Genomic DNA, 19,239 nt, shown 5'->3' with positions numbered 1-19,239 from the left:
CGGACCCGCGCCGCCGTGGCCCCGATTCGTGCTGATAGCCTAGCCTCAATTACTCCTTTAAGGGCCCGTCCAGTGAGGCGGACAAGGAGGCGCTGTGCCCGAGCATGCCCGCACGCCCGCCGATCCGGCACCGTCCGGCGGCGCTACTGCCGATCCCGCTGCCTCCGATCCCACGGTCACCGTGCTGTCGGCCGCGGACGTCGGTCGGATCACCGACCGGATCGCGCACCAGATCATCGAGACCATCGCCCGCAGCGACTTCGATGCGGTGTTGCTCGGCATCCCGACCCGTGGGGTGCCGCTCGCGCACCGGCTCGCCGCCCGCATCGAGAAGTTCGCCGGCGTCGCGATCCCGGTCGGCTCCCTCGACATCACGCTGTACCGCGACGACCTGCGCCTGCGCGGGGTGCGCCCGCTTGGGGCGACGGCTGAGCCCGACGGCGGCATCGACGGCCGGGCGGTCATCCTGGTCGACGACGTGCTCTCGACCGGCCGCTCCGCCCGAGCCGCGCTCGACGCCCTGACCGAACTGGGTCGTCCGCGGGTCGTCCAACTCGCCGTGCTCGTCGACCGCGGTCACCGGCAGCTCCCGATCCGGGCCGACTACGTGGGCAAGAACCTGCCGACCTCGGCGACCCAGAACGTGCGGGTGCTGCTGTCCGAAATCGATGGAGAGGACGGCGTCCAGGTGCTCGACTCATGAAGAACCTGCTGTCCGCGGCAGACCTGACCCGGGACGAGGCGCTCGCGATCCTCGACACCGCGCAGCGCATGCACGCCGTGCAGACCCGCGCGGTCAAGAAGCTGCCGCCGCTGCGCGGGCGCACCGTCGTCAACCTGTTCTTCGAGGACTCCACCCGCACCCGGTCGTCGTTCGAGATCGCCGGCAAGTGGCTCTCGGCCGACGTCATCAACGTCAGCGCCAAGGGCTCGAGCGTGAGCAAGGGCGAGAGCCTGCGCGACACCGTGCTCACCGTCGCCGCCATGGGCGTCGACGCGCTGGTGGTGCGGCACAACGCGTCGGGCGCGGTGCAGCGCATCGCCGGCTGGGTCGGCTGCCACGTCGTCAACGCCGGTGACGGCACCCACGAGCACCCGACCCAGGCGCTGCTCGACGCCTACACGCTGCGGGCCCGGCTGGGGGATCTCACCGACCGGCACGTCGTGATCGTCGGCGACATCACGCACAGCCGGGTCGCGCGGTCGAACGTGCTGCTGCTCTCGACGCTCGGGGCCCGGGTCACGCTCGTGGCGCCGCCGACGCTCATGCCGTCCGGCGTGTCGAGCTGGGCGTGCGACACCAGCTGGGACCTCGACTCGGTGCTGTCGGGCAACGCCTCGGGCGACGTCGACGCCGTGATGATGCTGCGGGTGCAGCGCGAGCGGATGAGCGGCGGCTACTTCCCGACCGAGCGCGAGTACGCGATCGGCTACGGGCTCTCGCCGGAGCGACTCGATCTGCTCGCGCCGACCGCACCGGTGCTGCACCCCGGACCGATGAACCGCGGCCTCGAGATCTCCTCGGTGGCCGCCGACAGCAGCCGGTCGGTCGTGCTCGACCAGGTGCAGGCCGGGGTGTCGGTGCGCATGGCCGTGCTCTACCGATTGCTGGCCGGCGCGGAGGAAGTGGGCGTATGAGCATCCTGATCCGCGGGGCCGCGATCCTGGGCGGAGCGCCCACCGACGTCCTGATCGACGAGGGCGTGGTCGCCGCGATCGGTGGCCGGCACGACGCCGACGAGGTGATCGACGGCTCCGGGCTGGTGCTGCTGCCCGGCCTGGTCGACCTGCACACCCACCTGCGCGAGCCCGGCCGCGAGGACGCCGAGACCATCGCCACCGGTTCGGCCGCGGCCGCGCTGGGCGGCTTCACGGCCGTGCACGCCATGGCCAACACCGACCCGGTCGCCGACACCGCCGAGATCGTCGAGCTGGTCGCCCGCCGCGGTGTCGAAGCCGGGCTGGTCGACGTCCGTCCGGTCGGGGCGGTGTCGAAGGGGCTCGCCGGCGAGACGCTGGCCGAGATCGGCCACATGGCCCGCTCGGCCGCCGCCGTGCGGGTGTTCAGCGACGACGGCAAGTGCGTCCACGACGCCCGGCTGATGCGCCGCGCGCTGGAGTACGTCAAGCCGTTCGACGGGGTGATCGCCCAGCACGCGCAGGACCCGCGGCTGGCCGACCACGGCGCCTGCGCTCACGAGGGCGAGCTGTCCGGGCGGCTCGGCCTGGCCGGGTGGCCTGCGGTGGCCGAGGAGTCGATCATCGCCCGGGACGTCATGCTCGCCGAGCACACCAACTCGCGGCTGCACGTCTGCCATGTGTCGACCGGTGGCTCGGTCGAGGTGATCCGCTGGGCGAAGGCCCGCGGCATCGCCGTCACCGCCGAGGTCACGCCGCACCACCTGCTGCTGACCTGCGACCTGATCGAGGGCTACGACCCGGTGTTCAAGGTCAACCCGCCGCTGCGCCCGGCCGACGACGTCGAGGCCCTGCGCGCGGCGCTGGCCGACGGCACCGTCGACGCGGTCGCCACCGACCACGCGCCGCACGCGGCCCACGACAAGGACCACGCGTTCGGCGATGCCGCCTTCGGGATGCTCGGCCTGCAGACCGCGCTCGGCATCGTCGTCTCGACCATGGTCGAGACGGGCCGGCTCGACTGGGCCGGCGTCGCCGACCGCATGTCGATGCGCCCGGCCGCCATCGGCCGGGTGACCGGCCACGGCGCGTCGATCGAGGTCGGCGCCCCGGCGAACCTGACCCTGGTCGACCCGGCCGCGGCGTGGACGGTCGACCCGTCGGCGCTGGCCTCGAAGTCACGCAACACCCCCTACGCCGGGCGCGCGCTGCCCGGACGAGTGGTGGCCACGCTGCTGCGCGGTCGCCCGACCGTGTCCGGCGGCCAACTGGTCGGCCCGCTCGTGGGGACCGGAGTACGGAACGGGAGTGATCTGTGAGCGACGCGTGCGGAGCGAACCGGGGGCATGGCGCCTTCGGCGAGCCGAACGGGGTGAGGCTGTGAGCGACGCGTGCGGAGCGAACCGGGGGCATGGCGCCTTCGGCGAGCCGAACGGAGTGAGGCTGTGAGTCAGTCAGCGATCCTGGTCCTCGAGGACGGCCGCAGCTTCACCGGCGAGTCCTACGGCGCCGCGGGTGAGACCTTCGGTGAGGCGGTGTTCTCGACCGGCATGACCGGTTATCAGGAGACGCTGACCGACCCGTCCTACCACCGGCAGGTCGTGGTGCAGACCGCACCGCACATCGGCAACACCGGCGTCAACGACGAAGACCCGGAGTCGCGCCGTATCTGGGTCGCCGGCTACGTGGTCCGCGACCCCGCGCGCCGCCCGTCGAGCTGGCGCTCGCAACGCACGCTCGACGACGAGCTGGCCGCGCAGGGCATCGTCGGCATCAGCGGCATCGACACCCGCGCGCTCACCCGGCACCTGCGCGAGCGCGGGGCCATGCGCTGCGGCGTCTCGAGCGTCGACACCGACCGCGACTCGCTGCTGGCCAAGGTGCTGGCCTCGCCGCGCATGGCCGGCGCCGACCTGTCGGCCGAGGTCACCGCGCCCGAGGCCTACCGGGTCGACGCGATCGGCGAGCGCCGCTTCACCGTCGCCTCGCTCGACTTCGGCATCAAGACGATGACCCCGCACCGCATGGCCGAGCGCGGCATCACCTCGCACGTGCTGCCCTCCACGAGCTCGGTCGAGGAGATCGTGGCCACCGGCGCCGACGCGGTGTTCCTGGCCAACGGCCCGGGTGACCCGTCGACCGCCGACACCGCGGTCGAGACCGTGCGCGAACTGCTGCGGCGCGACCTGCCGATCTTCGGCATCTGCTTCGGCAACCAGGTGCTCGGTCGCGCGTTCGGCTTCGGCACCTACAAGCTCGGCTACGGCCACCGCGGCATCAACCAACCGGTGCAGGACCGCCTCACCGGCAAGGTCGAGATCACCGCGCACAACCACGGCTTCGCCGTCGACGCCCCGCTCGACCGGGCGAGCGACACCGAGTTCGGCGCGGTCGAGGTCAGCCACGTCTGCCTGAACGACAACGTCGTGGAGGGCCTGCGGGCGCTCGATGCGCGGGCCTTCAGCGTCCAGTACCACCCGGAAGCCGCGGCCGGCCCGCACGATGCGGCGTACCTGTTCGATCGGTTCGTCGAGCTCCTCGAAGGGACGAAGTAGTGCCCAAGCGCACCGACATCCAGCACATCATGGTGATCGGCTCCGGGCCGATCGTGATCGGGCAGGCCTGCGAGTTCGACTACTCGGGCACCCAGGCGTGCCGCGTGCTGCGGGCCGAGGGCTTCCGGGTCAGCCTGGTGAACTCGAACCCGGCGACGATCATGACCGACCCCGAGTTCGCCGACGCCACCTACGTCGAGCCGCTGACGCCGGACTTCCTCGAACGGGTCATCGCCAAGGAGCGACCGGACGCGATCCTGCCGACCCTGGGCGGGCAGACCGCGCTCAACCTGGCCATGGACCTCCACGCCGCCGGTGTTCTCGAGAAGTACGGCGTCGAGCTGATCGGCGCCGACGTCGAGGCGATCCAGCGCGGCGAGGACCGCCAACGCTTCAAGGAGATCGTGCGCACGGTCGGTGGCGACGTGCCCGACTCGCTCGTCTGCCACACGCTCGAGGAGGCCATCGCCTTCGCCGAGACGGTCGACAACAAGATCGTGGTGCGGCCGTCGTTCACGATGGGCGGGCTCGGCTCCGGCCTGGCCACCGACGCCGCCGAGGTGCGCACGATGGTCGCCCGCGGTCTCGCGGCCAGCCCGGTGCACGAGGTACTGGTCGAGCAGTCGGTGCTCGGCTGGAAGGAGTTCGAGCTCGAACTGATGCGCGACAAGCACGACAACGTCGTGGTCGTCTGCTCGATCGAGAACCTCGACCCGATGGGCGTGCACACCGGCGACTCGATCACCGTCGCGCCCGTCATGACGCTCACCGACCGCGAGTACCAGCACATGCGCGACATCGGCATCGCCGTGCTGCGCGAGGTCGGGGTCGACACCGGCGGCTGCAACATCCAGTTCGCGATCGACCCGGCCGACGGCCGGATGATCGTCATCGAGATGAACCCGCGGGTCTCGCGCTCGTCCGCGCTCGCGTCCAAGGCCACCGGCTTCCCGATCGCCAAGATCGCGGCCAAGCTCGCCGTCGGCTACACCCTCGACGAGATCCCCAACGACATCACCCGCAAGACCCCGGCGGCGTTCGAGCCGGCCCTCGACTACGTCGTGGTGAAGATCCCGCGGTTCGCCTTCGAGAAGTTCCCCGGCGCCGACCCGGTGCTCACGACGCACATGAAGAGCGTCGGCGAGGCGATGTCGATCGGACGGAACTTCACCGAGGCCTTCGGCAAGGCCCTGCGCTCGATGGAGACCAAGGCGGCCGGCTTCTGGACCCGCGCCGAGGACGACTCGACGGTCGAGGAACTGCTGGCCCTCGCCGCCGTGCCGACCGACGGTCGCATCTACTACGTCGAGCGGGCGTTGCGGGCCGGCGCGACGGTCGAGCAGTTGGCCGCGGCCACCGGCATCGACCCGTGGTTCCTCGACCAGCTGCTGCTGATCGTCGAGGTCGGTCACGAGGTCCGTTCGGCCCCGACTCTCACGGATGCCCTGCTGCGCAAGGCGAAGCGGCACGGGCTCTCCGACCGGCAGATCGCCGTGCTGCGTCCGGAGCTGGCCGGTGAGGACGGCGTGCGGATGCTGCGGCACCGCCTCGGCATCCGGCCCGTCTTCAAGACCGTCGACACCTGCGCGGCCGAGTTCGCCGCGACGACGCCGTACTTCTACTCGACGTACGACGAGGAGACCGAGGTCGACCACACCGGCCGGGAGAAGGTGATCATCCTCGGCAGCGGGCCGAACCGCATCGGGCAGGGCATCGAGTTCGACTACTCGTGCGTGCACGCGGTGATGGCGCTGCGCGACGCCGGCTACGAGACCGTGATGATCAACTGCAACCCCGAGACCGTGTCGACCGACTACGACACCGCCGACCGGTTGTACTTCGAGCCGCTGACGTTCGAGGACGTCCTCGAGGTCGTGGCGGCCGAGCAGGCCAGCGGTGACGTCAAGGGCGTCATCTGCACGCTCGGCGGTCAGACCCCGCTGGGGCTCGCCCAGAAGCTCAAGGACGCGGGCGTCACGGTGCTGGGCACCCAGCCGGAGGCGATCGACTTCGCCGAGCACCGCGGCGCGTTCGGCCGGGTGCTGGCGGAGGCCGGGCTGCCGGCACCGAAGCACGGCACCGCGACCTCGTTCGCCGAGGCGAAGGCCGTCGCCGACTCGATCGGTTACCCGGTGCTCGTGCGGCCGTCCTACGTCCTCGGCGGGCGCGGCATGGAGATCGTCTACGACGAGGCGCACCTGTCCGACTACATCAGCCGGGCCACCGAGATCACGCCCGACCACCCGGTGCTCGTCGACCGCTTCCTCGACGACGCGGTCGAGATCGACGTCGACGCGCTCTACGACGGCAGCGACCTGTACCTCGGCGGCGTGATGGAGCACATCGAGGAGGCCGGCATCCACTCCGGCGACTCGGCCTGCGCGCTGCCGCCGATCACGCTGGGCGCGAGCGAGATCGCGACCGTCCGCGCGTCGACGCTTGCGATCGCGCGCGGGGTCGGGGTGCGCGGGCTGCTCAACGTCCAGTACGCGCTGGCCGGCGACGTCCTCTACGTGCTCGAGGCCAACCCGCGGGCGAGCCGAACCGTGCCGTTCGTGTCCAAGGCGACGGCGGTGCAGCTGGCCAAGGCCGCGGCCCGGGTGGCGCTCGGCGCCTCGATCGCCGAGCTGCGGGCCGAGGGCATGCTGCCGGCGAGCGGCGACGGGGGAGACCTGCCCTCCGACGCGCCGATCGCGGTCAAGGAGGCGGTGCTGCCGTTCCACCGGTTCCGCACCCAGGCCGGTGATCAGGTCGACTCGATCCTCGGGCCGGAGATGAAGTCCACCGGCGAGGTCATGGGCTTCGACGCCACGTTCGGGATGGCGTTCGCGAAGTCGCAGGCCGCCGCCTACGGTTCCCTGCCGCTGAAGGGGACGGTCTTCGTCAGCATCGCCAACCGCGACAAGCGGGCCGCGATCTTCCCGGTGAAGCGGTTGAGCGACCTCGGCTTCCGGGTGCTCGCCACCGCCGGCACGGCCCAGGTGCTGCGCCGCAACGGTGTCGCGGCCGAGGTCGTCGGCAAGTTCAGCGACGGCCCCGACAACATCGTCGAGAAGATCCTGGCCGGCGAGGTCGACCTGGTGCTCAACACGCCGTGGGGTTCGGGCGGCCCGCGCCTGGACGGCTACGAGATCCGCACCGCGTCGGTCACCGCCGGCATCCCGTGCCTGACCACGGTGCAGGCCGCGGCCGCCGCCGTGCAGGGCATCGAGGAGCTCGCCCGGGGCGAGGTCGGGGTGCGGTCGTTGCAGGACCTCCACGAGCAGCTCAGGGCGTGGCGTTCGGGTGCCTCTTCGTGAGCGACGCTGGCGGAGCGAGTCATGGGCACAGGAGTCCTCCGGCGGCCGGACCGGGCGATGCGAGGGTAGGCCGATGAGCGCGGTCCAGGAGCAGGGCGAGATCTTCTCGGTGCAGAAGCAGGGCGCCTACCTGCAGTTCACCGTCGTCGCGCCGCGCATCGCCGCCGGCTTCCAGCCCGGGCACTTCGTGGCCGTCGCCGTCGGGGGCGAGAACACCGCGATGATCCTGCGCCGCGCGTTCGCGCTGGCCGGGGCCACGCCCACCGGTCAGTTCGCCGGCACCATCCAGTTCGTCGTCGCCGAGCACGGCCCGGGCACCCGCTGGCTGGTGCAGCGCCGGCCGGGCGACGTCCTCGACCTCGTCGGCCCGCTCGGCACGCCGTTCCCGCTGCCGTCCGGCCCGTCGCCGGCCGTGCTCGTCGGCGGCGGCTACGGCACGGCGCCGCTCATCCCGCTGGCCCAGGCGCTCATCGCGCAGGGGTCGCCGGTCGAGTTCGTCCTCGGTGCGGCCACCGCGTCGCGGCTGTCGGGGGAGATGACGGCCAAGCGGCTCGCCGGTCGCGTCACCGTCACGACCGACGACGGTTCGGCCGGGCAGAAGGGGCTCGTGACCGATGCCTTGCCCGAGGCGATCGAGCGGATCAACGCCGAGATCGTCTACGCCTGCGGGCCGATGGCGATGCTCAAGGCCGTCGGGCAGGTGGCCCAGAAAAAGGCGATCCGGGCCCAGGTGGCGGTCGAGGAGTCCATGGCCTGCGGCATCGGGGTGTGCATGACCTGCGTGCTGCCGGTGCGGGGTGAGGACGGCAGGAGCCGCTTCGTCCGCTCGTGCGTCGAGGGTCCGGTGTTCGAGGCCGGCCGGGTCCGTTGGGACGACGTCGGAAAGCTGCCGGCCGACCTCGTCGGTGCTGACGCGATGGGGGGTCACTGACCATGGCCGACATGACCGCGCGGCTAGGCCCGCTGACCCTGCCGAACCCGGTCCTGACCGCATCGGGCTGCGCCGCGGCCGGGCGCGAGCTGCACCAGTTCTTCGACGTCGCCTCGCTCGGCGCCGTCGTCACCAAGTCGATCATGACCCGGCCGCGATCGGGCCGTCCGACGCCGCGGATGGCCGAGACCCCGAGCGGCATGCTCAACTCGATCGGCCTGCAGGGTCCGGGCATCGACTCGTTCATCGAGAACGACCTGGCCTGGCTGGCCGAGCGCGGTGCCCGCACCGTGGTCTCCATCGCCGGCGGGCACACCGACGAGTACGTGGAGCTGGCCCGCAAGCTCGCCGGCAACCCCGCCGTGTCGATGATCGAGGTCAACATCTCGTGCCCGAACGTCGAGAGCCGCGGGCAGGTGTTCGCCTGCGACGCGATCGCGTCGTCGCGGGTCATCGGCGCGGTGCGGCGGGTGGCCGATCCGGGCCAGCCGATCTTCGCCAAGCTCTCGCCCGACGTCACCGATATCACCCACATCGCGCGGGCCTGCGCCGACGCCGGGGCCGACGGGTTCTCGCTGATCAACACGCTGCTGGGCATGGTGATCGACACCGACACCATGGCCCCGGCCCTCGGCGGCGTGACCGGTGGGCTGTCCGGCCCGGCGATCCGCCCGGTCGCCGTGCGCTGCGTGTGGCAGGTGCACAAGGCGTTGCCGCACCTGCCGATACTGGGCATGGGCGGCATCCGCAGCGGTCTCGACGCCCTGCAATTCGTCCTCGCCGGCGCCTCCGCCGTGTCGGTCGGCACCGCGGTCTTCGGTGACCCGTCGGCGCCGGTGCGGGTGCTCGGCGAGCTCGAGCAGGCGCTCGACGAGCGCGGCTTCGGCTCGCTGCGCGACGCCGTCGGCTTCGCCCATCTCGACCGGCCGGCCCGCGGCGGCCGGCTCGTCCCCGCCGCTGAGGAGGCCGCCGCGTCATGACGTTCGGGAAGCGCCTCACCACGGCGCTCGACACGCGCGGTTCGCTCTGCGTCGGCATTGACCCGCACGCCGGCCTGCTCGACGCCTGGGGACTGGGCCGCGACGCCGATGGGCTCGCCCGCTTCGCCGACATCTGCGTGCGGGCGTTCGCCGACACCGCGGCCGTCGTGAAGCCGCAGTCGGCGTTCTTCGAGGTGCACGGCTCGGCCGGCATCGCCGTGCTCGAGCGGACCGTCGCCGCCGTCCGCGACGCCGGCGCGATGCTGCTGCTGGACGTCAAGCGCGGCGACATCGGCTCGACCATGGCCGCGTACGCGCAGGCCTACCTCGACCCGTCCTCGACCCTCGCGAGCGACGCCATCACGGTCAGCCCGTACCTCGGCGTCGGATCGCTCCAGCCCGTGTTCGACCTGGTCGCCGAGCACGGCGCGGGCGCGTTCGTGCTGGCCGCCACGTCCAACCCGGAGGGGCCGCAGTTCCAGCACGCCGTCACCGCCACCGGGGCGACGGTGGCTCAGACCGTCGTCGACGAGATCGCCGCAGTGAACGCCGGCGCCGACCCGCTCGGCTCGCTCGGCGTCGTTGCCGGCGCGACCATCGGCGCGGGCGCTCCGCGCTTCGACGGTCTCAACGGGCCGATCCTCGCGCCGGGTGTGGGCGCCCAGGGCGGCACGGCCGACGACGTCCGCCGGGTGTTCGGGGCGTCGCTGCGCGACGTGATCCCGAGCGTCTCGCGCGAGGTGCTGCGGCACGGGCCCGACGTCGCGATCCTCCGCGGTGCCGTCGAGCGGCTTGTCGCGGAGTACGCGTTCCTACGTAGCTGAGTCCCGCCAGGTCACCCGCACCGGTCCGACGCGGAGCACGCCGTCGGTGAGGGGCTCGGCCCGCATGCCGCCGCGCCGGCGCAGGCCGCGCCACGCGCCCGGACCGACCGTGTGCTCCATCCACGCGCACGGCGACGCCGGCCGGTGCAGCCGCAGGGCCACCAGGCCCTCGCCCGAGTCCAGTTCGAGGATGCGTCCGCGCCCGCCGTCCACGTCGACCCCGCGGAACAGGACGTTGCGCCGGGCCCGGGCCAGGCCCGCGCCCCACGGGTCGAGCGACTCCGCGGCCATGACCGTCACCGACGCGTCGCGGTGAGCGCGCCGGCCGAAGTAGCGGTCGCCGACGATGCCGAGGCCGGCCCGGATGTCGAGCGAGTCGACCGTCTCGTCCGGCAGGTCCACCGGCGCCGGGCGGCCGTCCAGGCGGTGCACCGGCGACACGAGCAGCGCCACGATCTCGGCCCGCATGCGTCCACCCCTCTCGGCACCCACGATCGACCAGGCGCGCGAACAGGTCCTCGACGTCGGTCCCTACAACTCTGCTACGAGGTCCTGGGCGGTGCCGACGGCGCGCCGACCGTGCCACTCGTGACGGGGCTCGGCCCTCGACCTGCTCTGGTGGCTCGACCGGTCGCACGGGCGGGCCTGCTCGGCCTCCGTCGCCCCGCCCTGGCGGTGCCCGGCCGGCAGGACCCGGTCGTCAAGCCGTCCGGGGGAGAGGTCCGGGACGCGCCCAGCCGGCAGGGGTCGATGGTCCTGACTTCACGAAAACCTGACAAATGACCCCGCTGGTGGCGGTGCGCAGCCGATTCGCTAGGTAGTCTTCACGCGGGCTGTGGCCCAACTGTTCCGCTCCATTCCATGTCCTCGTTCCCCACAGGGAAGGCTCACCAGTGACCAACACCCTCGCCCTCGACGCAGTGACCAAGGCTGCGCGCGACATCGTCGACACCGGTTACGCGGTCGTCAAGCTCAGCGATCTCGACGCCGGCAACCTGCGCAACGCCATCGGCACCGCCGTCGACTTCTTCCAGCGCCCGCTGGAGGACAAGATGGCCCACGGCAGCACCGACCACAACTACGGCTACCGGCCGTTCGGCATCGAGTACTCGATCAGCCCCGAGCGCCCGGACATGAACGAGTGCTTCACGCTCTGGTCGAGCCGCCTCGACCTCATCCCGAACGCCGGCGACATCGGCGACCTCACCGGCGCGTTCCTCGATTGGCGCGACTCCCTCGCGCCGCTCGTGAAGGCCGTCCTGGACCAGGTCGCGCAGAACTTCGGCACCGACGCCGCCCCGGCGTTCGAGAAGGCCTCGTACCTGCAGATCAACTACTGCCTGCCGACCCCGGCCGAGCGTGACCTGCTTCAGGACAAGCACGAGGACGGCCACATGGTCACCGTGCTGCACGCGACCGCGCCCGGCCTCGAGATCTACGCCGACGGCGAGGACAGCGAGGACGTCAAGCCGATGCTGCCCGCGTCGGACGAGATCGTGATCATGCCCGGCTCGGTGCTGACCGCGCTGTCCGGCGGCAAGATCCAGCCGCTGTACCACCAGGTGCGCAACCACCTGCTCGACGACCGTCAGTCGATCATGTACTTCGTCAACCCGGAGATCGACGAGCCGCTGTTCGGCTGGATCGACGCCGCCGACGGCGAGCGCGCCGACATCCGCGAGCACGTGCAGAACGCGCCCTCGATGTTCGGCCTCCCGCCGGTCGAGGCGCTGTAGTCGCCTACCGCTTCATCGAAGCCCCGTGCCGCGCTGCGGCGCGGGGCTTCGTCGTTCGTGCCGCTGGGTGCGCAGTCCGGCAGACGCACCCCGACGCTGATCCGGGCGAGGAGCGGCCGTACGGCACGAGGACGTGGCGGCGGAGATTCTTCCAACGCTTTGTCGAATGCCGCGCGGGACCGTTCGACGCAGGGGTGAAGGCTGTCACCGCGTCCGGATCACCGGGCCCCAGCCGGAACGACTAGGGAGCAGAGATGCGATTTCTGATGATGCACCGCCTCGACGAGCGGGCGCCCGAGGCGTGGAACCCCAGCCCCGAGTTCATGGAGAAGATGGGCGCGTTCATCCAGGACGCCGCCGCGAAGGGCTACCTCATCACGGCGGAGGGCGTACACCCGTCGGAGAAGGGTGCGCTCGTGCGCAAGTCGCGCGGCGCGCGGGTGAAGGTCACCGACGGTCCGTTCGCGGAGGCCAAGGAGGTGATCGGCGGGTTCGCGCTGATCAACGCGAAGGACCTCGCCGACGCCAAGGCGTTCGCGGCGAGCTACGCCGAACTGTTCGACGAGGTCGAGGTCGAGGTGCGTCAGGTCGTCGAGTTCGACGATCTTCCCGCGCCGGCCTGACCGCGAACCCAGCCGTCGCCAATCTCGACTCCCAGTCCGAGCGCGCCTCTGGTGACGCCCACGGAGACGAGTCGTGGTGAGCCGACTTGGCGAGGCGCGCCGCCGGCCGGCTGCACTGCGCTCGAGGGTCGCGGCCATCCTGGTCGACATCCGCGCCGACGCCGTCAGCCGGTGATCTCGCGCAGTTCGGTGAGATCCTCGGCGCTCGGCCGCCAGGTGGCGGCCGCGACGTTCTTCGCCACCTGCTCGCGCGAGGTGGCGCCGGCGATGACGCTCGACACGGCCGGCTGCGCGGCCAGGCCGCCCATCGCGACGTCGAGCAGCACCAGCCCGCGCGCCCGGGCGAACGCCTCGAGCGATTCGAGCACGTCGAAGGTCTCCCCGGTCAGCGCGTCCTCGCGGTTCCAGACACGCAGGCGGCTGCCCTCGGGGGCCGACTGGCCGCGACGGTACTTGCCGGTGAGCAGCCCGCTCGCGAGCGGGAAGTAGGGGAGCAGCCCGACGCCGTAGTGCTCCAGCGCCGGAACCAGGTCGGCCTCGATGTCGCGCTCGAGCCAGCTGTACTCGTTCTGCGCGCTGACGAACCGCTCGAGCCGACGTGTGCGCGACACCCACTCGGCCTCGGCCACCTGCCAACCGGTGAAGTTCGAGCTGCCGAGGTAACGCACCTTGCCCTCGTGGACGAGGTCGTCGAGCGCCGACAGCGTCTCCTCGATCGGGGTGGACGGGTCGGGGCGGTGCATCTGGTAGAGGTCGATCCAGTCGGTCCGAAGGCGGCGCAGCGACGCCTCGACCGCCTTGCGGATGTAGCGCCGCGAACCGCGCGCACCCCAGTCCGCCCCGTTGCCGTTGCCGCGGGACGACGCGTCGGAGCCGAACTTCGTGGCGAGCACGATGTCGTCGCGCTTGCCCTCGAGCAGTTCGCCGAGGCGCGCCTCGGAGGCGCCGTAGGAATCGGCGGTGTCGAACAGCGTGATGCCCTCGTCCAGCGCGGCGTGGACGACCTCGCGACTCTGGTCGGCGTCGAGCTTCATGCCGAGGTTGTTGGTGCCGAGTCCGACGACGGAGACGACAAGGCCCGAGTTGCCGAGGCGGCGGAAGTCCATGTGACCCATCCTGCACCGCCGACGCGTTGCGGGGCCCGGCGGAGGGGTCACGGTAGTTTCGCCCTCATGCCCGCCCGCCTGACCGTGCTCTCCGGACCGTCGGGGGTCGGCAAGGGCACGATCGTCGCCGAGCTGCGCCGCACCGATCCGCACATCTGGGTGTCGGTGTCGTGCACGACCCGCGCGCCGCGGCCGGGGGAGCGCGACGGCGTCGAGTACCGCTTCGTCGACCGCGCGACCTTCGACGAGATGATCGCCGACGATGCGCTGCTCGAGCACGCCGAGTTCGCCGGCAACTGCTACGGCACGCCGCGCTCGCCGGTCCTCAAGCACCTCGACGCCGGGACTCCCACCCTGCTCGAGATCGAGCTGGAGGGCGCGCGCCAGGTGCGTCGCACGATGCCGGAGGCCCGCTTCGTCTTCCTGGCCCCGCCCTCGACCGAGGAACTGGTGGCCCGCCTCGCCGGCCGCGGTACCGAGTCGCCCGAGGCCGTCGCCGCACGGCTCGCCCGGGCCGAGATCGAGCTGGCCGCCGCGAGCGAGTTCGACCACGTCGTGGTCAACCACGACGTCGCCGAGGCCGCCCGCGAGGTCGCGGCCCTGATAGAAGCCGACTGACCCGAACTGGCCGCTCGCGTCCCGCCCCCACCTCGTTGAGTGGCGAGTTGCGGCCTTCAGTGGCGAGCAGTTGGGCGCCACTGAGCGCGGAACTCGCCACTCAACGAGGTGGAGGGGGCGACCGACCCGGGTCGGGCTACAGGGCCTTGATGATGTCCTCGACGCGCTGCTTCGCGTCACCGAAGAGCATCTGGCTGTTGTCGCGGAAGAACAGCGGGTTCTGCACGCCGGCGTAGCCCGCCGCCATCGACCGCTTGAACACGATCACGTTCTGGGCCTCCCACACGTGCAGCACCGGCATGCCGGCGATCGGACTGGACGGGTCCTCGGCCGCGGACGGGTTGACCGTGTCGTTCGCACCGATGACGAGCACGACCGACGTGTCGTGGAAGTCGTCGTTGATCTCGTCCATCTCGAGGACGATGTCGTAGGGCACCTTGGCCTCGGCCAGCAGCACGTTCATGTGGCCGGGCAGCCGACCGGCGACCGGGTGGATGCCGAAGCGCACCTCGATGCCGCGCTCGCGCAGCTTCTTGGTCAGATCGGCCACCGGGTACTGCGCCTGCGCCACCGCCATGCCGTAGCCGGGCGTGATGATGACCGACGTCGCATCCTTGAGCATTTCCGCGGCGCCCTCGGCATTGATCTCGCGGTGCTCGCCGTAGTCTGTGGAATCTTCAGCCGTCTGCTCAATTCCGAAGCCGCCGGCGATGACCGAGATGAACGAGCGGTTCATGGCCTGGCACATGATGTAGGAGAGGTACGCACCGGACGAGCCGACGAGCGCGCCGGTGACGATGAGCAGGTTGTTGTCGAGCAGGAAGCCCGACGCCGCGGCCGCCCAGCCGGAGTAGCTGTTCAGCATCGACACGACGACCGGCATGTCGCCGCCGCCGATGGACGCGACGAGGTGCCAGCCCAGGGCCAGCGCCACCGCGGTGACCGCGATCAGCAGGCCGAGGGAGGGGTGCACGACGAAGGCGACGGTCAGGCCGACGAACACGACCAGCGAGCCGAGGTTGAGGAAGTTCTTGCCCGGCAGCATGAGGGGGCTCGACTTGATGCGGGCCGACAGCTTGAGGAACGCGACGATCGAGCCGGTGAAGGTGACGGCACCGATGAAGACGCCGATGAACACCTCGGCGTGGTGGATGCGCAACGTCTGCTCCACGACGAGCCGCTGGGCCTCGACGCCGTTCGGCTTGGCCTCGACACCGTAGTAGCCGTCCCAGCCGACGAGCACCGCGGCGAGGCCGACGAAGCTGTGCAGCAGCGCGATGAGCTCGGGCATGCCGGTCATCTCGACGATGCGCGCGCGCCACAGCCCGATGACCGCGCCGATCACCATCGCGACGACGAGCAGCGCGACGCCGGTGGCGGCCAGGCCGTGGCGACCCTCCCCGCCATCGACGGCGAGCCCGATGGTGCCGGCCAGGGCGATGGCCATGCCGGCGATGCCGAACACGACGCCGCCGCGTGACGTCTCGTGCCGCGACAGCCCGGCCAGGGCGAGGATGAACAGCAGGGCGGCGACGATGTAGGCCGCTTTGGAGACGGTGTCAGCAGACATGTGCGGCTCAGCCCTTCGAGAACATGCTGAGCATGCGTCGGGTGACGGCGAAACCGCCGAAGATGTTGATGCTCGCGAGCAGGATGGCTGCGAACGAGAGCACGGTGATCACCGTGTCGTGATGGCCGATCTGCAGCAGCGCCCCGACCACGATGATGCCGGAGATCGCGTTGGTGATCGACATCAGCGGCGTGTGCAGCGCGTGGTGCACCTTGCCGATCACGTAGTAGCCGATGACCACCGCGAGCACGAACACGGTGAGGTTCAGGATCAGCTGCTGGGGCGCCGCGGCGGCGAGCAGGAAGAGCAGCCCGACGCCCACGCCGACGATCGCGAACTTGCGCGCGTCGGTGAGCGGCTTCTTCTCCACCTTGACCGGACGGTCGACCGCCTTGGGGGCGGCCGGCGCTGCCGACACCTGCACCGGTGGAGGTGGCCACGTCTTCTCGCCGTTGCGGACGACGGTCATGTTGCGCTGCACCACGTCGTCCCAGTCGAGGACGAGGTGGCCGTCCTTCTCCGGCGTCATCAGCTTCATCAGGTTGACGAGGTTGGTGCCGTAGAGCTGTGAGGCCTGGGCCGGCAGCCGGCCGGCGAGATCGGTGTAGCCGATGATCGAGACCTTGTTGTCGGTGAGCACGACCTCGCCCGCGACCGAACCCTCGACGTTGCCGCCGTTGGCCGCCGCCATGTCGACGATCACCGAACCCGGCTTCATGCTCGCCACCATCTCGGCCGTGATCAGCCGCGGCGCGGGACGCCCCGGGATCAGTGCGGTGGTGATGATGATGTCGACGTCCTCGGCCTGCTCGGCGTAGATCTCGGCCGCCCGGCGGTTGAAGTCGTCCGAGGTCTCCTTGGCGTAGCCGTCGCTGCTGACCTGCTGCTCGGCGATCTCGACGGCGAGGAACTCAGCCCCCATCGAGTTCACCTGCTCGCCGACCTCGGGCCGGGCGTCGGTGGCGCGGACGATCGCACCCAGGCTGCTGGCCGCGCCGATGGCGGCGAGCCCGGCCACGCCGGCGCCGGCGACGAGCACCTTGGCCGGGGGCACCTTGCCGGCGGCGGTGATCTGCCCGGTGAAGAAGCGGCCGAAGGTGTGGGCGGCCTCGATGACCGCGCGGTACCCGGCGATGTTGGCCATCGAGCTCAACACGTCGAGCGACTGCGCCCGCGAGATGCGGGGGACGGCGTCCATCGCCATCGCGGTGATCGGGCGCGTGGCGAGGTTCTCGACGAGATCGGGCTTGAGCGCGGGGCTGAGCAGCGCGACGAGGGTGGCGCCGGCGGTCATGCGGTCGAGCTCGGCGGGCTCGGGCGCGTTGACCTTGAAGACGATGTCGGCTCCCCAGGCGGCGTCGCCGTCGACGACCTGCGCCCCCGCCGCGGTGAACGCCTCGTCGGAGAAAGCGGACGCGACGCCGGCGCCGGACTCCACGGCCACCTCGTAGCCGAGCCCGATCAACTGCTCGACGGTCTTCGGTGTGGCAGCCACGCGGGTCTCGCCCCCGGCACTCTCCCGGACCACACCGATTCGCTGAGCAGCCATGCACTGACCTCCTGGTTGAACCTCGTGGATGTGCACCGGTGGTTCGCACTGATGGAATGCGGAGAACGGATTGCGGAGAATCTAGCCAACCCCGGGACGGAATAGCGCGACGGAGTGGCCTGCACCGCTCTTTGCAGCCGGGCCGGCGTGCGTTCGGCGGCCTCGCGGGCCCCGACTTGTTAGACTCAGGTCTCGCGGGAGTCTGCGTACGTGCCAGCACGGCCCCCGTTCAGCCCGGAACCCCGCTTCCGATCGTCGATGCAGAGAGTTGAAACGTGTCCGAAAACGTGTCCACCGCCGAAGGCATCACCAACCCGCCCATCGACGAGCTGCTCGACCGCACTCAGTCGAAGTACGCGCTGGTGATCATCGCTGCGAAGCGGGCGCGCCAGATCAACGCCTACTACAGCCAGCTCGGTGAGGGCCTGCTCGAGTACGTCGGCCCGCTGGTCGAGACCGCGCCGCAGGAGAAGCCGCTGTCGATCGCGTTGCGCGAGATCAACTCCGACCTCATCGAGTTCAAGCCCTCCGCCGAGGTCCCGGCCGAGGCCTGATCGACCCCCGATGAGTCGGATCGTCCTCGGCGTCGCCGGCGGGATCGCCGCCTACAAGGCGGCCGACCTGCTGCGCAAGCTCACCGAGGCCGGGCACGACGTCACCGTCGTGCCCACCGCGTCGGCCCTGCAGTTCGTCGGAGCCGCGACGTGGTCGGCGCTCTCGCACCACCCCGTCGCGGCCGACGTCTGGACCGGCGCCGCCGAGGTCTCGCACGTGCGGCTCGGCCGCGAGGCCGACCTCGTCGTCGTCGCCCCGGCCACCGCCGACCTGTTGGCCAAGGCCGCACACGGCCTGGCCGACGACCTGCTCACCAACACCCTGCTCACCGCCCGCTGCCCGGTGCTGTTCGCTCCGGCGATGCACACCGAGATGTGGGAACACCCGGCCACCGCCGACAACGTCGCCACCCTGCGTCGCCGCGGTTCGGTGGTCATGGAGCCGGCGAGCGGACGGCTCACCGGCCGCGACACCGGCAAGGGGCGCCTGCCCGAGCCGATCGAGATCGCCCAGCTCGCGACCCTGCTGCTCGACCGCCCCGACGCCCTGCCGTTCGACCTGGCGGGTCGCCACGTGGTCGTCAGCGCGGGCGGCACCCGCGAGGCCATCGACCCGGTGCGCTTCGTCGGCAACTCCTCCTCGGGCAAGCAGGGCTTCGCCGTCGCCGCGGTGGCTGCCGCGAGGGGGGCGAGCGTCACCCTGGTGGCCGCCAACGTCGAACTGCCCGACCCGGCCGGTACCGACGTCGTCCGGGTCGTCAGTGCCCTCGAACTGCGCGACGCCGTGCACAAGGCCGCGCTGGACGCCGATGTGGTCGTGATGGCCGCCGCCGTCGCCGACTTCCGGCCGAGCGACACCGTCGACCACAAGATCAAGAAGTCGGGGGAGCCACCGGCCCCCATCGGCCTCACCCAGAATCCGGACATCCTGGCCGAACTGGTGGCGAGCCGCCGGCCGGGCGCGCTGATCGTCGGCTTCGCCGCCGAGACCGGCGACCCGGGAGCAAGTGTCCTCGATCACGGCCGGGCCAAGCTCGAACGCAAGGGTTGCGACCTGCTCGTGGTCAACGACGTGAGCCCGGGCAAGGCGTTCGGGCAGCCCGACAACGCCGGGATCATCCTCGGTTCGGACGGTTCCGAGCGGGCGGTCGAGCACGGTCCGAAATCCGCGCTGGCCGCGGCGCTGTGGGACGCGGCGGCTGAGCGACTGCTCGCTTCGCCGCGCCCGCCCGGCGTGTGACCGATACACTCCAGGC

Annotated in this window: 17 protein-coding genes; 13 read left to right on the top strand and 4 right to left on the bottom strand. The window is 71.2% G+C overall.

Translation table 11 applies throughout. The features are described from left to right. Window positions 1-94 precede the first annotated feature (94 nt). From pyrR to pyrF, 8 genes are all read left to right on the top strand, one after another. Window positions 95-703, top strand: coding sequence for a bifunctional pyr operon transcriptional regulator/uracil phosphoribosyltransferase PyrR (gene pyrR, locus VGN18_RS16635; protein WP_327540832.1), 609 nt, complete (start codon window positions 95-97; stop codon window positions 701-703). Further along, on the top strand, window positions 700-1,638 hold the full coding sequence (locus VGN18_RS16630; protein ID WP_327540831.1) for an aspartate carbamoyltransferase catalytic subunit: 939 nt from the start codon (window positions 700-702) through the stop codon (window positions 1,636-1,638). The genes pyrR and VGN18_RS16630 overlap by 4 nt, the downstream gene beginning before the upstream one ends. Further along, the gene (locus VGN18_RS16625) at window positions 1,635-2,957 is read left to right on the top strand and encodes a dihydroorotase (RefSeq protein ID WP_327540830.1); all 1,323 of its coding nucleotides are present in this window, start codon (window positions 1,635-1,637) and stop codon (window positions 2,955-2,957) included. The genes VGN18_RS16630 and VGN18_RS16625 overlap by 4 nt, the downstream gene beginning before the upstream one ends. Before the next feature lie 126 nt (window positions 2,958-3,083). Further along, window positions 3,084-4,193 (top strand): glutamine-hydrolyzing carbamoyl-phosphate synthase small subunit, encoded by a 1,110-nt coding sequence (gene carA, locus VGN18_RS16620; protein ID WP_327540829.1) that lies wholly within the window; start codon window positions 3,084-3,086, stop codon window positions 4,191-4,193. Beyond that, complete coding sequence (gene carB, locus VGN18_RS16615; protein WP_327540828.1) at window positions 4,193-7,492, top strand: carbamoyl-phosphate synthase large subunit; 3,300 nt, start codon at window positions 4,193-4,195, stop codon at window positions 7,490-7,492. The genes carA and carB overlap by 1 nt, the downstream gene beginning before the upstream one ends. Before the next feature lie 73 nt (window positions 7,493-7,565). After that, the gene (locus VGN18_RS16610; RefSeq protein WP_327540827.1) at window positions 7,566-8,423 is read left to right on the top strand and encodes a dihydroorotate dehydrogenase electron transfer subunit; all 858 of its coding nucleotides are present in this window, start codon (window positions 7,566-7,568) and stop codon (window positions 8,421-8,423) included. 2 nt (window positions 8,424-8,425) lie between these two features. Beyond that, window positions 8,426-9,403: a dihydroorotate dehydrogenase gene (locus VGN18_RS16605; protein ID WP_349259949.1), complete on the top strand. Its 978-nt coding sequence runs from the start codon at window positions 8,426-8,428 to the stop codon at window positions 9,401-9,403. After that, window positions 9,400-10,227 (top strand): orotidine-5'-phosphate decarboxylase, encoded by an 828-nt coding sequence (gene pyrF, locus VGN18_RS16600; RefSeq protein ID WP_327540825.1) that lies wholly within the window; start codon window positions 9,400-9,402, stop codon window positions 10,225-10,227. The genes VGN18_RS16605 and pyrF overlap by 4 nt, the downstream gene beginning before the upstream one ends. On the opposite strand, the gene VGN18_RS16595 is transcribed toward pyrF, so the two are convergent. Beyond that, entirely contained in the window at window positions 10,216-10,695 is a 480-nt protein-coding gene (locus VGN18_RS16595; protein WP_327540824.1) for a hypothetical protein, read from the bottom strand. The genes pyrF and VGN18_RS16595 overlap by 12 nt on opposite strands. Before the next feature lie 425 nt (window positions 10,696-11,120). Between VGN18_RS16595 and VGN18_RS16590 the strand changes: the two genes are divergently transcribed. Both VGN18_RS16590 and VGN18_RS16585 read left to right on the top strand, forming a co-directional pair. Continuing rightward, window positions 11,121-11,963 carry a 2OG-Fe(II) oxygenase family protein gene (locus tag VGN18_RS16590; RefSeq protein WP_327540823.1) on the top strand — a complete coding sequence of 281 codons (843 nt, stop codon included), beginning with the start codon at window positions 11,121-11,123 and terminating at the stop codon, window positions 11,961-11,963. A 254-nt stretch (window positions 11,964-12,217) separates the two neighbouring features. After that, window positions 12,218-12,586 carry a YciI family protein gene (locus tag VGN18_RS16585; RefSeq protein WP_327540822.1) on the top strand — a complete coding sequence of 123 codons (369 nt, stop codon included), beginning with the start codon at window positions 12,218-12,220 and terminating at the stop codon, window positions 12,584-12,586. A 164-nt stretch (window positions 12,587-12,750) separates the two neighbouring features. Here VGN18_RS16585 and VGN18_RS16580 read toward each other — a convergent pair whose 3' ends face one another. After that, window positions 12,751-13,692 carry an aldo/keto reductase gene (locus tag VGN18_RS16580; RefSeq protein WP_327540821.1) on the bottom strand — a complete coding sequence of 314 codons (942 nt, stop codon included), beginning with the start codon at window positions 13,690-13,692 and terminating at the stop codon, window positions 12,751-12,753. 66 nt (window positions 13,693-13,758) lie between these two features. On the opposite strand from VGN18_RS16580, the gene gmk reads away from it, so the two are divergent. Continuing rightward, window positions 13,759-14,310, top strand: a complete 552-nt coding sequence (gene gmk / locus VGN18_RS16575; RefSeq protein WP_327540820.1) for a guanylate kinase — start codon at window positions 13,759-13,761, stop codon at window positions 14,308-14,310. A 136-nt stretch (window positions 14,311-14,446) separates the two neighbouring features. On the opposite strand, the gene pntB is transcribed toward gmk, so the two are convergent. Then, window positions 14,447-15,880: a Re/Si-specific NAD(P)(+) transhydrogenase subunit beta gene (pntB, locus tag VGN18_RS16570; RefSeq protein ID WP_327540819.1), complete on the bottom strand. Its 1,434-nt coding sequence runs from the start codon at window positions 15,878-15,880 to the stop codon at window positions 14,447-14,449. 7 nt (window positions 15,881-15,887) lie between these two features. Then, window positions 15,888-17,429, bottom strand: coding sequence for a Re/Si-specific NAD(P)(+) transhydrogenase subunit alpha (locus tag VGN18_RS16565; protein ID WP_327540818.1), 1,542 nt, complete (start codon window positions 17,427-17,429; stop codon window positions 15,888-15,890). A 275-nt stretch (window positions 17,430-17,704) separates the two neighbouring features. On the opposite strand from VGN18_RS16565, the gene rpoZ reads away from it, so the two are divergent. After that, complete coding sequence (gene rpoZ / locus VGN18_RS16560; protein WP_327540817.1) at window positions 17,705-17,983, top strand: DNA-directed RNA polymerase subunit omega; 279 nt, start codon at window positions 17,705-17,707, stop codon at window positions 17,981-17,983. A gap of 10 nt (window positions 17,984-17,993) precedes the next feature. Further along, window positions 17,994-19,223 (top strand): bifunctional phosphopantothenoylcysteine decarboxylase/phosphopantothenate--cysteine ligase CoaBC, encoded by a 1,230-nt coding sequence (gene coaBC, locus VGN18_RS16555; RefSeq protein ID WP_327540816.1) that lies wholly within the window; start codon window positions 17,994-17,996, stop codon window positions 19,221-19,223. Window positions 19,224-19,239: the final 16 nt, after the last annotated feature.

Source organism: Jatrophihabitans sp. (assembly GCF_036000465.1).
Lineage (GTDB): Bacteria > Actinomycetota > Actinomycetes > Mycobacteriales > Jatrophihabitantaceae > Jatrophihabitans.
The sequence above is the reverse complement of the archived record's forward strand: the minus strand, read 5'-3'. Positions and strand labels throughout refer to the sequence as shown.